The organism is Micromonospora parva, assembly GCF_000718515.1.
In the GTDB taxonomy this organism is placed as follows: Bacteria; Actinomycetota; Actinomycetes; order Mycobacteriales; family Micromonosporaceae; genus Micromonospora; species Micromonospora parva.
On sequence record NZ_JNZS01000011.1, the window covers coordinates 274,218 to 286,903 of the forward strand.

At 71.8% G+C, this 12,686-nt stretch carries 14 protein-coding genes; 12 read left to right on the forward strand and 2 right to left on the reverse strand.

Annotated features, from left to right (window positions below; all coding sequences use genetic code 11):
* The first annotated feature begins 2 nt into the window (after window positions 1-2).
* From IF22_RS0118095 to IF22_RS0118140, 10 genes are all read left to right on the forward strand, one after another.
* A complete protein-coding gene (locus IF22_RS0118095) occupies window positions 3-800 on the forward strand; it encodes a 2-keto-4-pentenoate hydratase (RefSeq protein ID WP_030333489.1) in 798 nt (265 codons plus the stop codon).
* A complete protein-coding gene (locus IF22_RS0118100) occupies window positions 797-1,729 on the forward strand; it encodes an acetaldehyde dehydrogenase (acetylating) (protein WP_030333491.1) in 933 nt (310 codons plus the stop codon). Before IF22_RS0118095 ends, IF22_RS0118100 begins: the two co-directional genes overlap by 4 nt.
* Entirely contained in the window at window positions 1,726-2,841 is a 1,116-nt protein-coding gene (gene dmpG / locus IF22_RS0118105; RefSeq protein WP_051708587.1) for a 4-hydroxy-2-oxovalerate aldolase, read from the forward strand. Before IF22_RS0118100 ends, dmpG begins: the two co-directional genes overlap by 4 nt.
* Entirely contained in the window at window positions 2,838-3,611 is a 774-nt protein-coding gene (locus IF22_RS0118110) for a 2-keto-4-pentenoate hydratase (RefSeq protein WP_030333495.1), read from the forward strand. The genes dmpG and IF22_RS0118110 overlap by 4 nt, the downstream gene beginning before the upstream one ends.
* Window positions 3,608-4,030, forward strand: coding sequence for a RidA family protein (locus IF22_RS0118115; RefSeq protein ID WP_030333497.1), 423 nt, complete (start codon window positions 3,608-3,610; stop codon window positions 4,028-4,030). Before IF22_RS0118110 ends, IF22_RS0118115 begins: the two co-directional genes overlap by 4 nt.
* Window positions 4,027-4,551 (forward strand): 3-hydroxyanthranilate 3,4-dioxygenase, encoded by a 525-nt coding sequence (locus IF22_RS0118120; RefSeq protein ID WP_030333499.1) that lies wholly within the window; start codon window positions 4,027-4,029, stop codon window positions 4,549-4,551. The genes IF22_RS0118115 and IF22_RS0118120 overlap by 4 nt, the downstream gene beginning before the upstream one ends.
* The gene (locus IF22_RS0118125) at window positions 4,551-5,552 is read left to right on the forward strand and encodes an amidohydrolase family protein (protein WP_030333501.1); all 1,002 of its coding nucleotides are present in this window, start codon (window positions 4,551-4,553) and stop codon (window positions 5,550-5,552) included. The genes IF22_RS0118120 and IF22_RS0118125 overlap by 1 nt, the downstream gene beginning before the upstream one ends.
* Window positions 5,553-5,637: 85 nt before the next feature.
* The gene (locus IF22_RS0118130; protein ID WP_030333503.1) at window positions 5,638-7,101 is read left to right on the forward strand and encodes an amidase; all 1,464 of its coding nucleotides are present in this window, start codon (window positions 5,638-5,640) and stop codon (window positions 7,099-7,101) included.
* 57 nt (window positions 7,102-7,158) lie between these two features.
* Entirely contained in the window at window positions 7,159-7,473 is a 315-nt protein-coding gene (gene ctaJ, locus IF22_RS0118135; RefSeq protein ID WP_435823380.1) for an aa3-type cytochrome oxidase subunit CtaJ, read from the forward strand.
* A complete protein-coding gene (locus IF22_RS0118140) occupies window positions 7,460-7,867 on the forward strand; it encodes a DUF5130 family protein (protein WP_030333506.1) in 408 nt (135 codons plus the stop codon). The genes ctaJ and IF22_RS0118140 overlap by 14 nt, the downstream gene beginning before the upstream one ends.
* Window positions 7,868-7,935: 68 nt before the next feature.
* On the opposite strand, the gene IF22_RS0118145 is transcribed toward IF22_RS0118140, so the two are convergent.
* Both IF22_RS0118145 and pepN read right to left on the reverse strand, forming a co-directional pair.
* Entirely contained in the window at window positions 7,936-8,499 is a 564-nt protein-coding gene (locus tag IF22_RS0118145; RefSeq protein ID WP_030333509.1) for a Uma2 family endonuclease, read from the reverse strand.
* Window positions 8,500-8,582: 83 nt separating this feature from the next.
* On the reverse strand, window positions 8,583-11,132 hold the full coding sequence (pepN, locus tag IF22_RS0118150) for an aminopeptidase N (RefSeq protein ID WP_030333511.1): 2,550 nt from the start codon (window positions 11,130-11,132) through the stop codon (window positions 8,583-8,585).
* 220 nt (window positions 11,133-11,352) lie between these two features.
* On the opposite strand from pepN, the gene IF22_RS0118155 reads away from it, so the two are divergent.
* Both IF22_RS0118155 and IF22_RS33800 read left to right on the forward strand, forming a co-directional pair.
* Entirely contained in the window at window positions 11,353-11,979 is a 627-nt protein-coding gene (locus tag IF22_RS0118155; protein ID WP_030333513.1) for a mycothiol-dependent nitroreductase Rv2466c family protein, read from the forward strand.
* A gap of 180 nt (window positions 11,980-12,159) precedes the next feature.
* Entirely contained in the window at window positions 12,160-12,669 is a 510-nt protein-coding gene (locus IF22_RS33800; RefSeq protein WP_051708588.1) for a hypothetical protein, read from the forward strand.
* The last annotated feature ends 17 nt before the right edge of the window (window positions 12,670-12,686 follow it).

Consider the following 12,686-nt stretch of genomic DNA (forward strand, 5'->3'; position numbering starts at 1 on the left):
GCATGGAAGCTGACATCGAGGCCGCCAACCGGGAGTTGGCCGACGCCCGCAGCACCGGCAAGCCGTGCGCGCCGTTGCGGGGCCGGCTGCTGCCGGAGGGCGACGTGGAGTCCGCGTACCGGGTGCAGCAGCTCCAGGCGCGGGCCTGGCAGGGTCGCGGCGAACGCCGGGTCGGCGCGAAGATCGGGTTGACCTCCCGGGCGGTGCAGGAGACCTTCGGGGTGTTCCAGCCGGACTTCGGCATGCTGACCGACGCGATGGCGGTCGGCGACGGGGTCGAGGTGCCCATCGACCGGCTGCTCCAGCCCCGCGTCGAGGCGGAGATCGCCTTCGTGCTCGACAAGGATCTCCCGAACCCGCAGCTCACCACAGTCGACCTGATCCGCGCGGTCGACCACGTGCTGCCGGCGATCGAGATCGTCGACTCACGGATCGCCGCCTGGGACATCTCCATCGTGGACACCGTCGCCGACAACGCCTCCAGCGGGCTCTTCGTGCTCGGCACCACGCCGCGCCGGCTCGCCGACGTCGACCTGCGGCTGTGCGGAATGGTGCTGGAGCACGCCGGTGAGCCGGTCTCCGTCGGTGCGGGCGCGGCCTGCCTGGGCAACCCGCTGCACGCCCTGCAGTGGTTGGCCGGCACCCTCGCCCGGGCCGGCGACCCGCTGCGCGCCGGGGACGTGGTGCTCTCCGGGGCGCTCGGTCCGATGGTGCCGGTCACCCCGGGCGCCGCGTACGAGGCCCGCATCTCCGGGCTCGGCTCGGTGCGTACCTCTTTCAGCAGGGAGGGTTCGGCATGAGCGTCGGTGTGGCGGTGCTCGGTTCCGGCAACATCGGCACCGACCTGATGATCAAAGTGTTGCGATTGAGCGACAGTCTGCGGATGGTGGCGATGGCCGGCATCGACCCGGCCTCCGATGGTCTGGCGCGGGCCCGCCGGCTCGGCGTGGCCACCACCGCCGACGGTGTGGACGGGCTGGTCGCGATGCCCGAGTTCGCCGACGTCGAGCTGGTCTTCGACGCCACCTCGGCGGGCGCGCACCGACGTCACGACGAGGTGCTGCGCGCGCACGGCCGCACTGTGGTCGACCTGACCCCGGCCGCGCTCGGCCCGTACGTGGTGCCGCCGGTCAACCTCGACGAGCACCTGCACGAGCCAAACGTCAACATGGTGACCTGCGGCGGACAGGCGACGGTGCCGATCGTGGCCGCCGTGCGTCGGGTCACGCCGGTGGCGTACGGCGAGATCGTCGCGTCGATCGCGTCGAAGTCCGCGGGGCCGGGCACCCGCGCCAACATCGACGAGTTCACCGAGACCACGGCCCGGGCCATCGAGGTGGTCGGCGGGGCCGAACGGGGCAAGGCGATCATCGTGCTGAACCCGGCGGACCCGCCGCTGCTGATGCGGGACACCGTCTACTGCCTCTGCCCGGACGCCGACGCCGACACCGGTGCCATCGCGGCCTCGGTGGCGGACATGGTGGCGACGGTGCAGGAGTACGTGCCCGGTTACCGGCTCAAGCAGGACGTGCAGTTCGACCGGGTCGAGACGTACCTGCCCTCGCTCGGGCGGCAGCTCACCGCGTTGCAGGTGTCGGTCTTCCTGGAGGTCTCCGGTGCCGGGAACTACCTGCCCGCGTACGCCGGCAACCTGGACATCATGACCTCCGCCGCGCTGCGTACGGCGGAGCGGCTGGTCGCCCTGCGGTCGACGGGAGCGGTGGCATGACCGACCTGTACATCCAGGACGTGACGCTGCGCGACGGCATGCACGCCATCGCCCACCGGTACACGGTCGACCAGGTACGGACGATCGCCGCCGCGCTGGACGCCGCCGGGGTGGCCGCCATCGAGGTGGCGCACGGTGACGGGCTCGCCGGTTCCAGCGTCAACTACGGTCACGGCGCGGCCAGCGACGCCGAGTGGATCTCCGCAGCCGCCGAGGTGCTGACCACCGCGAAACTGACCACCCTGCTGCTGCCGGGCATCGGCACCATCGCCGACCTGAAGGCGGCGAAGGCGCTCGGGGTGACCAGCGTGCGGGTCGCCACCCACTGCACCGAGGCGGACATCTCCGCCCAGCACATCTCCTGGGCCCGCGAGAACGGCATGGACGTGGCCGGGTTCCTGATGATGTCGCACATGAACGACGCGGCCGGGTTGGCCGGTCAGGCGAAGCTGATGGAGTCGTACGGCGCGCACTGCGTCTACGTCACCGACTCCGGCGGGCGGCTGCTGATGTCCGACGTGGCGCAGCGGGTCGACGCGTACCGGCAGGTCCTCGCCCCGGACACGCAGATCGGCATCCACGCCCACCACAACCTGTCGCTCGGGGTGGCCAACAGCGTGCTCGCCGTCGAGCACGGGCGGGTCACCGGGTCCGCGCCGGTCGGCCCCGACGCGGCGCACGGCCGGACCGTCCGGGTCGACGCCTCGCTCGCCGGCATGGGCGCGGGTGCCGGAAACGCCCCGCTGGAGGTCTTCGTCGCGGTCGCCGAGCTGCACGGCTGGAAGCACGGCTGCGACGTGTTCGCGCTGATGGACGCGGCCGACGACATCGTCCGCCCGCTGCAGGACCGGCCGGTCCAGGTGGACCGGGAAACGCTCTCCCTGGGGTACGCGGGGGTCTACTCCAGCTTCCTGCGGCACGCCGAACGGGCGTCGGCGAAGTACGGCGTGGACGTCCGGTCGATCCTGGTCGAACTGGGCCGCCGCCGGATGGTCGGCGGCCAGGAGGACATGATCGTCGACGTCGCACTCGACCTGGCCGGCAAGGAGCCGGCGGTGAGTGAGCCGGGTTTGCGAGCCCCGCAGCCGCGAACGGAAGGTGGCGCAGCATGATCGGACCGGACATCGCCGGGATCGCTGAGAAGTTGGGTACGGCGGCCGACACGGCCACCCCGATCCCGCAGCTCGCCGCCGAGACCGGCCTCGACGTGGACACCGCGTACGCCGTGCAGGCCGCGCTGCTGCACCGCCGGCTGAACGCCGGTGAACGGTTGGTCGGGTTGAAGATGGGGCTGACCAGCAGGGCGAAGATGGCCCAGGTCGGTGTGGACGAGGTGATCTGGGGGCGGCTCACCAACGCGATGCGGGTGCCCGACGGCGGCGCCGTGGACCCGGCCGCGTACATCCATCCCCGCGTCGAGCCGGAGGTGGCGTTCCTGCTGGACCGGCTGCCCGAGCCGGGCGAACCGGTCGGCGACTTCGCCACGGCGGTCCGCGCTGTCGCCCCGGCCATCGAGTTGATCGACTCCCGGTACGCGGACTTCCGCTTCTCCCTGCCGGACGTGATCGCTGACAACACCTCTGCCGCCGCCTTCGTGATCGGACCGTGGTCGCCGGTGCCGGCGGGGCTGGACAACCTCGGCGTGCTGCTGGAGGTCGACGGGCGGGTGGCGCAGGTCGGCTCGACGGCGGCGATCCTCGGTGACCCGCGTCGGGCGCTCGACGAGGGCATCCGGCTGGCGGGCGGGCACGGGGTGCGGCTGGAGTCGGGGTGGGTCTTCCTGGCCGGTGCCGCGACCGCCGCGGTGCCGTTGCGTCCCGGTGCCCATGTCCGCGCGGTCGTCGAGAAGCTCGGCACGGCGTCGCTCCGGGCGTCGTCGTGACCGCCCGGGTCGTCGCCGGGAAGGCCGTTCCTCGGGGGGCGTTTCCGCACGTCAAGGTGGCGGGTGGGTTCGTCTTCGTCTCCGGTACGTCGTCCCGGCGGCCGGACAACAGCTTCGCGGGCGTCGAGGTGGACGAGTTCGGCACCACGAACCTCGACATCCGGGTGCAGACGCGGGCCGTGATCGAGAACATCGGCGATCTGCTGCGCTCGGTCGGCGCGGACCTCACCGACCTCGTCCAGGTGACGACGTACCTGGTCAACATGAATGACTTCGGTGGTTACAACGAGGTGTGGGCGGAGTTCTTCGACGCCTCCGGGCCGACCCGTACCACGGTGGCGGTGCACCAGCTGCCGCACCCGCACCTGCTGATCGAAATCCAGGCCGTGGCCCTTCTTCCCTCGGGAGGTCAGTCGTGAGTGAGATCGCCGAGCCGTTCAGCTTTCCGGGCTGGATCGCGGACAACCAGCACCTGTTGAAGCCCCCGGTGGGCAACAAGGAGATGTTCCCCGGCGGGGACGACTTCATCGTGATGGTGGTGGGCGGGCCCAATCAGCGCACCGACTTCCACGTGGACCCGTACGAGGAGTTCTTCTACCAGGTCAAGGGCAACATGCACATCAACCTGGTCACTCCCGAGGGGCCGCGTACGGTGCACGTGCGCGAGGGTCAGATGTGGATGCTGCCGCGCAACACCCCGCACTCCCCGCAGCGGCCCGAGGCCGGCTCGATCGGCGTGGTCGTCGAGCGGGTCCGCGAGGAGGGCACGCTGGAGACATTCCAGTGGTACTGCCCCGAGTGCGGGCACAAGGTGCACGAGGTGGAGTTGCAGGTCCGCGACATCGCCGCCGACCTGCCGCCGGTGTTCCAGGCGTTCTACGCCGACGAGGCGGCGCGCACCTGCGCCAACTGCGGCACCCTGCACCCGGGTAAGGGCTGATGCCCGCAGCCGTTGTCGACGTGCACACGCACGTCGTACCGAAGGGGTGGCCGGACCTCGGCGCGGCGTGCGGCGGGTCCGGCTGGCCGTGGTTGCGGGTGGACTCCGAGCGCGCCGCCATGATCATGGTGGGGGAGACGGAGTTCCGCCCGGTCGGCGCGGAGTGCTGGGACGCCTCGACGCGACTGGCCGACATGGACGCCGACGGGGTGGCCGTGCAGGTGGTCTCGCCGACCCCGGTCTTCTTCAGTTACGACCGCCCGGCCGACCAGGCGGTCAAGGTCGCCCGGATCTTCAACGACCTGACCCTGGAGGTCACCGCGGCCGGCGGTGACCGGCTGGTGCCGTTCTGCCAGGTGCCGTTGCAGGACCCGGACGCCGCCTGCGCCGAGCTGGACCGCAGCCTCGCCGCCGGGCACGTGGGCGTGGAGATCGGCAACCACGTCGGCGACCGCGACCTGGACGACGCCGGTGTGGTCACCTTCCTGCAGCACTGCGCCGAGGTGGGCGCACCCGTCTTCGTCCACCCGTGGGACATGCCGGGCGGACCGCGACTGGACCGCTGGATGGCCCGGTGGCTCACCGGGATGCCCGCCGAGACGCACCTGTCGGTGCTGGCGATGATCCTCGGCGGGGTCTTCGACCGGGTGCCGCAGACGCTGCGGATCTGCTTCGCGCACGGTGGTGGCAGCTTCCCGTTCTGGCTGGGTCGCGCCGACAACGCCTGGCACCGCCGCGGCGACCTGGTCCGGGGCGCGTCCGCCGCCCCGCCCAGCAGTTACGTCGACCGGTTCAGCGTCGACTCGGTGGTCTTCACGCCGCCCGCGCTGCGGCTGTTGGTGGACACCATGGGGGAGGATCGGGTGCTGATCGGCAGCGACTACCCGTACCCGCTTGGCGAACGGCCGGCCGGCGCTGTTGTCGACGCGGCCGACTTCCTCACCGACGCCCAGCGCGACAAGCTCCGATCCGCCAACGCCCTGCGTTTCCTGCACGGCTGACCAACCCGGGCCGTCCGGTTGGTCCGATTAGGGACGGCAGCGCGTGTCGGCTGCGCGAAGGGCCGACGGGCGGCAGGATGGCGGGATGGCCGAACCGCACGACCTGACCGCGTTGGAGCAGGCCGCCGCCATCGCGCGCGGCGAGCTGTCCAGCGTCGACCTGGTCGAGCACTGCCTGAGACGGGTGGCGGCGCTCGGCGACACGGTGGGCGCGTTCGTCACCGTCACCCCGGATCTCGCCCGGCAGGCCGCACGGGCCGCCGACGCGGTGCCGACCGGGGAGCGCGGCCCGCTGCACGGCGTACCGACCGCGATCAAGGACCTCACCCTCACCGCCGGGGTGCGCACCACCTTCGGCTCGGCGGCGTTCGCCGATTTTGTCCCGCCGGTCGACGCCGACGTGGTCCGGTTCATCAAGGCCGCCGGTTTGGTCAGCCTGGGCAAGACGACCACCTCCGAGCTGGGCTGTTCGCTCTACTCGGAGGGCCGGGTCGCGCCACCGGCCCGCAACCCGTGGCAGCTGGCGTACACCGCGGGTGGGTCCAGTGGCGGCGCGGCGGCGGCGGTCGCGGCCGGGCTGGTCCCGGTCGCCCAGGGGTCCGACGGCGGCGGGTCGCTACGCATCCCGGCGTCGCTCTGCGGCCTGGTCGGCTACAAGCCCAGTCGGGGCCTCGTCTCCGGCGGGCCGGTCGGCTCCGGCGCGTTCGGCCTGCCCATCAGCGGTCCGCTCGGGCGGACGGTCACCGACGTCGCCGCGCTGCTCGACGTCATGGCCGTCCCGGTCCCCGGCGAGCCCTACCTGCCGCCGGTCGCGCCGCCCGGCGGCTACCTGGCCGTCGCGCGCCGGGCCGAGCCCGGCCCGCTGCGGATCGGCCGGTTCACCACGCCGATGCTCGCCGACGAGCCGGTGCACCCCGACTGCGTCGCCGCCGTGGACCGGGCCACCACGTTGCTCACGGCGGCCGGCCACGAGGTGGTCGAGGTGCCGCCGCCGCTCGGGCCGGCGGCGTGGCCGCTGTTCGAGATCCTCTGGTACGTGCTGGCGCTCGCCCCGGTGCCGCCGCAGCGGGAGGCGGAGCTGCTGCCGTTGACCCGGCTGCTGCGGGCCCGGGGCGCCGAGCTCTCCGCCGGCACCCTGGCCGCCACCCTCGGGGAGTTGCAGGCGCAGGTCCGCCTGGGCACCCGTCGCACCGCTGGCTGCGACCTGCTCCTCTGCCCCACTCTGGCCACCCCGCAGGCGCCGGTCGGCTGGTTCAGCGCCGACGCGGACCCAGCCGCCGACTTCGACCGGCAACGCCGGTTCTCGCCCTACTGCGCCATCTTCAACGTCACCGGCGATCCCTCCGTCTCCCTGCCGCTGGGCAGCACCACCGACGGACTGCCCGTCGGGGTGCTGCTCACCGGCCGGTACGGCGACGACGCGCGGCTTATCGCTACCGCTGCGCAACTGGAGAACTCCAGTGACGGATGGGATCGGCACCCCGCAATCTGGCGGGCCGTCGACTCCGCTAACGTGAATGGCGACGGAGTCGGGCGGTCGGCAGCGTGATCGTCCATCCGACCCGGTTTTTCAAGGTCGTCCTTCTTCCGCCTGGGGGCGTTGGGATTGTCTGTTACCGAGACGTTGCTGGTCTTCGTCGGCATCCCGTTGGCAGCGGTGCTGGTCATCGCCGGCCTGTCGTACGCCGGTAGCCGTGGGGGTGCCACCGGCGGTGGCGGTCACGCCAAGCGCTACCGGCCGGGCCGGCCCTTCGACTTCACTCCGGTCTGGTTCCTGGGCCGCCCGGAGCAGCTGGCCGACTCGGCCGGCACCGCGCTGACGGCGGGGGCGCAGGCGCCCGCGCTGACCAGCCACAAGCTTGAGAAGGCCAGCGTCGAGGCGCCGGCCGGTGGAACCGGAGGCGCAAGTGACCGTTGGTGAGAAGCAGGCCGGGTCGGAAAATCCGCCCGAGGTGCTGGACGGGCCGTTCTCGACCCGCCAGTTGCTGCGCATCGACGAGGCGTTGCGCCTGGCCGACAAGGGCACCGGCCTGGTGTTCTCGGTCTTCGTCGGCGGTCTCGACGAGCCGATCCGCGAGCACGCCCAGCGGCTGCACCGTCAGCTCGCCGAGCCCGACAAGTCGGTGCTGATCGCCGTGTCGCCCAACCAGCGGCAGTTGGAGATCGTCACCGGGCGATACGCCCGCAAGCGCATCCCCGACACGTACGCCAAGCTGGCCGCGCTCTCCATGGTCGGCGCGTTCAGCGGCGGCGACCTGGCCGGCGGCATCATCAACGGCCTCGACCAGCTCGCCAGCCACGCCGGCAAGGGCTGAGCTACACAGACGACGAAGCCCGGCCCCGCGTGCAGCGGGCCGGGCTTCGGTCTGTCCGGGTGTTTGTCTCAGCGCGGCCAGGCAGACGGGTCCAGCTTCATCGGCCACGGCTCGTCCACGTTCACTGGGTCGTCCGGACCCAGGGTGCCCAACAGCTCATAGTGCTCGCCCTCGCCGAGCCGGTAGCGGTAGACCACCGGGCCGAAGTTGCCCCGTTCCACCCGCCAGTAATGTGCGATACCAGCCTCGGCGTAGAGGGCGGGCTTGGTGAACCGATCGTGGCGACGACTTCCTGTCGACTCGACTTCCAGGACGAGACCGATGTCCGCCGGCTCGGCCCACATCCGCTCGCGCGGTGCGTCTGGCCGCAACACCGTCAGGTCAGGGATGAGATTGCCGCCCGGGACCCGTACCCCGATCTCCCGGATCACCCGCCAACCTGTGGGCGCGGCCAGGCGGATCGCCATCCGGATGTCGTCCGCCAGCTCATGGTGCTCGGGACCGGCTGGAGGTGTTACGTGCAGGCTCCCGTCGACGATCTCGTAGCGGTTCCCGTCCTCAGGCAGGTGGAACAGGTCCTGCTCACGCCACGCGCGCGCAGGGGGTCGCCACTCGTAGGTCGGCTGTGCCATCGCGTTCACCTCCTCTCGCAACCATAATGGCCCGGGCCGGCGTCGGTTCGCACCCACGCCGGCCCGGGCCACGTACTCGATGCTCAGGCGCTCTGTGCGTCCTTCGCGCGGGCCTTCAACGCCCGCACCACACCGTCGCGACCCTCGGCCACCAGCCGACGCAGCGGGGCGGGGTGCCCGTCGCCGGCCAGCCACGCGTCGGTGGCCGCCACCGTGTCGTCCGCCACCAGGTAGGTGGGGTACGCCAGCTGGGCGAACTCCTGCGCCGGCTCGCTGTCCCGGGTGGCCCACACCTGCCCGACCGCCGCGAAGTACCGCTCGCGGTACGGGGTGACCAGCTCCACCTGCGTCGGGTGGGCGAAGCCCTGCAACAGCGCCCGGTGCCGCCAGTTGGGCAGCGCGTCCGGGCCGGTGAGCAGGGCCCACACGGCGGCCTTGTTCTCCGCCGTCGGGATCAACGCGTGCGCGTACGCGGCCTCCCGCTCACCACTGGCCGTACGGTCGCCGCTCAGCTCCGCCTCGATCTCGGCGGCGCCGGCGGCACCGTTGGCCACCAGCGCGGCGAGGACCGACCAGCGCAGCTCGGTGTCGACGGTCAGCCCGGCCGGCACGCCGGTGCCGTCCAACCAACCCCGCAGCGTCGCCAGGTCCTCCTCGGAGCGGACCGCCGAGGTGAACGCGCGGGCCCAGGCCAACTGGAACCCGCTGCCGGGCTCGGCGGCGGCGAGCGCGTCGCGGGCGGTACGGGCCAGGTCGGCCCAGCCGGTGGGCGCCCAGGCCGGGTCGGCGTACAGGGTGAGCGCGGTGGTCGCCTGCCGCAGGGTGGCGGTGACCAGGTTGATGTCGGTCTCCGCGGGCAGCCCGCTCAGCGTCAGCGCCACGTAGTCGCGGGCGGACAGTTCGGCGTCGCGGATCATGTCCCACGCGGCGGTCCAGCAGAGCGCGCGGGCCAGCGACGAGTCGAAGCCACCGATGTGCTGCACCACTGTCGCCATCGAACGCTCGTCGAGGCGCAGCTTGGTGTAGCTGAGGTCGTCGTCGTTCAGCAGCAGCACGTCGGCCGCCCGGACACCGCGCAGCGGGGCGAGATCCGTGTGCTCGCCGGTCACGTCCACCTCGTACCGCTCCCGACGGACCAGCCGCCCGTCGGTCAGGTCGTACAGGCCCACGCCGATCCGGTGTGTACGCAGCGTCGGGTACGCCGCCGGCGCCTCCTGTCGCACCAGCACCTGCTCGTACGTGCCGTCCGCCCCGATGGTCACCTCCGGCCGCAGCGTGTTGACCTGCGCGGTCTCCAACCACTGCGCGGCGAACTTGCGCAGCTCCCGACCGGATGCGGCCTCCAGCTCGGTGAGCAGGTCGTCGAAGGTGGCGTTGCCCCAGGCGTGCTTGCCGAAGTAGGCCCGCAGCCCGGCCACGAACGGCTCCTCACCCACGTAGGCGACGAGCTGCTTGAGCACGCTCGCGCCCTTGGCGTAGGTGATGCCGTCGAAGTTGACCTCCACGGCCTCCATGTCCGGCATCTCGGTGTAGACCGGGTGGGTGGAGGAGAGCTGGTCCTGCCGGTAGCCCCAGTTCTTCCGGATGGACAGGAAGGTCGTCCACGCCTCGGTGAACCGGGTCGCGTTGGTGTTGCACCAGTGGCTGGCCCACTCGGCGAACGACTCGTTGAGCCACAGGTCGTTCCACCAGCGCATGGTGACCAGGTCACCGAACCACATGTGGGCCAGTTCGTGCAGGATCGTGTTGGCCCGCTGCTCGTACTCGAAGTCGGTGACCTGCGAGCGGAACAGGTAGTGCGACTCGGCGTGCGTCACGCAGCCGAAGTTCTCCATCGCGCCGGCGTTGAAGTCGGGCACCCAGAGCTGGTCGTACTTCGGCAGCGGGTAGCGCACCCCGAACTTCTCGTGGAAGAAGTCGAAGCCCTGCTTGGTGATCAGGAACAGGTCGTCGGAGTCCAGGTATCGCGCCATCGACGCCCGGCAGAACACCCCCAGGTCGATGCCGTCGTGGGCGTCGCGCACCTCGTGGTACGGCCCGGCGCACATCGCCGTGATGTAGGTGCTCATCCGGGGCGACTCGGCGAAGTGCAGCGTCTTGAGCGCCTCACCCGCCGGCTCCTCGCGCTGCACCGGCATGTTGGACACCGCCCGCCAGTGCGCCGGCACGGTGACGTGCCAGGTGTAGACGCTCTTCAGGTCGGGCTGGTCGAAGCAGGCGTACACCCGCTGCGCGTCGGCCGTCTCGAACTGGCTGTACAGGTACGTCTCGCCGTCCACCGGGTCGACCGTCCGGTGCAGGCCCTGACCGCTGTTGGAGTAACCGAAGTCGGCCTCGACCACCAGGACGTTGTCGCTGTCCAAACCGGACAGGGTCAGGCCCTTCTCGGCGGACCAGTCGGAGAGGTCGACGGGCGTGCCGTTCAGCGTCGCGGACCGCACCGACTCGGCGGCCAACTCGATGAACGTGCTCGCCCCCGGTTCGGAGCAGCGGAACCGAACCTCGGTCGTCGAGGAGAACGTGCGACCGTCGGCCGCCAGCACGGCGGTGGACAGGTCCAGACTGATGTCGTACCCCGTCACGTTGAGCAGGCGTGCCCGCTCGGTCGCCTCGACCTGCGTCAGGTTGCGCACTCCCGGCACTGTTCGTCTCCATCCCACGTGTCGCCGTACGCCCGGCGGCGCCCGTTCGCCTACCGCTCGTGACGGCCGGCCCGATTCGAGTCTTCCATGTACGGGCAGCCCGCGGTGGCCGAGGTCACGCTCTCATTCGGGTGCCGGTCGATGTGCTGCGGGGTGAAGATTCTTCTGAGACGCCGACTCCCGGCGCCACCCGTTGTGAAGGGATCTCACCGTGACCGAACGTGTCACCGCCGACATGTGGTTCGACCCGGCCTGCCCGTGGGCATGGATCACCTCACGCTGGCTGCTCGAGGTCGAGCAGGTCCGGGATGTGGATATCCGGTTCCACGTGATGAGCCTCGCCGTGCTCAACGACGGCCGCGAGGAACTGCCCGAGGAGTACAAGGAGTTCCTGAAGACGGCGTGGGGCCCGGTGCGGGTCTGCATCGCCGCCGAGCAGCGCCACGGCAACGAGGTGCTGCGCCCGCTCTACACCGCGCTCGGCACCCGGATCCACCTGCAGAAGCAGGAGCGGAACACCGAGCTGTACGTGGCCGCGCTCACCGACGCCGGCCTGGACCCGGCGCTGGCCGCGGCCGCCGACAGCACCGACTACGACGAGGCGCTGCGGGCCAGCCACGAGGCGGGCATGCGCCCGGTCGGACAGGACGTGGGCACTCCGGTCGTGCACGCGCCCGGCCCGGACGGCGCTCCTGTCGCGTTCTTCGGCCCGGTGATCACCCCGGCTCCGAAGGGTGAGGCCGCCGGCCGGCTCTGGGACGGCGTGCTGCTGGTCGCCGGCACCCCGGGCTTCTACGAGCTCAAGCGCACCCGGGAGCAGGACCCGATCTTCGACTGAGCGACGGCCACCGCGCCCCCGTCCGTGCCGCGTCAGCTGCGTGGACGGGGGCGTTTCGGGTCGGGTGCCGAGGTCGGCGGGCGGTCGTGGCGTCACCGGGAGGCGGGCGGCGTCGTTTCCCTCGGTGTCCGCCGCAGCGACCCGTAGGGCCGCACGCCGCAGCTCGTGGAGGCATTCCCGATGGCCAAGCACCGCGCGTCCGGTGACGAACAGTCGACCCGGCAGGGGGTGATCGAACCTCCCGGCGCGGACTACTGGTCCGTCGACGACTCCCGCTGGCCGACGGTCCGCCCGGATCTTCCCGCCCATCTGGTGGATCTGCTCGCGCCGCCCATCGTGGTGGGCGTGGCGCGGGTACCGGTGACGTCCCGGCTCACCCCGCCCGCCGTGGTCGACCCGCTCCCGTCGCCCGCCGACGCCGTGCCGGCGGACGTGCCGGCGCTGGTGCCGTCGGGGGCGGCGCCGGCCGAACCCGCGCCCCCGCCGCCGGCTCCGCCGCGTCCGGTGCCGACGCCGCCGCTGAACCCGAGGCCCGTTCCGACGCCGCCCCCGGACCGTCCCGTGCCGGGGCCGCCCACGTCGCCCCGCCGCTCCGTGAACACCGGGCCGATCGGGAGCGGTCGACGCGGCAACGGTGGGCCGGTGAGCGCGGGTCGACACCGCCGGGGCACGTCCGACCGCGCCGGCTGACCGACCGGGCGCTTTCA

What these genes read in the sequence shown, in the direction of transcription:
- IF22_RS0118095 (WP_030333489.1), top strand. Translation starts at nt 3, where the DNA reads ATGGAAGCTGACATCGAGGCCGCCAACCGGGAGTTGGCCGACGCCCGC.
- IF22_RS0118100 (WP_030333491.1), top strand. Translation starts at nt 797, where the DNA reads ATGAGCGTCGGTGTGGCGGTGCTCGGTTCCGGCAACATCGGCACCGAC.
- dmpG (WP_051708587.1), top strand. Translation starts at nt 1,726, where the DNA reads ATGACCGACCTGTACATCCAGGACGTGACGCTGCGCGACGGCATGCAC.
- IF22_RS0118110 (WP_030333495.1), top strand. Translation starts at nt 2,838, where the DNA reads ATGATCGGACCGGACATCGCCGGGATCGCTGAGAAGTTGGGTACGGCG.
- IF22_RS0118125 (WP_030333501.1), top strand. Translation starts at nt 4,551, where the DNA reads ATGCCCGCAGCCGTTGTCGACGTGCACACGCACGTCGTACCGAAGGGG.
- IF22_RS0118130 (WP_030333503.1), top strand. Translation starts at nt 5,638, where the DNA reads ATGGCCGAACCGCACGACCTGACCGCGTTGGAGCAGGCCGCCGCCATC.
- IF22_RS0118145 (WP_030333509.1), bottom strand. Translation starts at nt 8,499, where the DNA reads ATGGCACAGCCGACCTACGAGTGGCGACCCCCTGCGCGCGCGTGGCGT.
- IF22_RS33800 (WP_051708588.1), top strand. Translation starts at nt 12,160, where the DNA reads ATGGCCAAGCACCGCGCGTCCGGTGACGAACAGTCGACCCGGCAGGGG.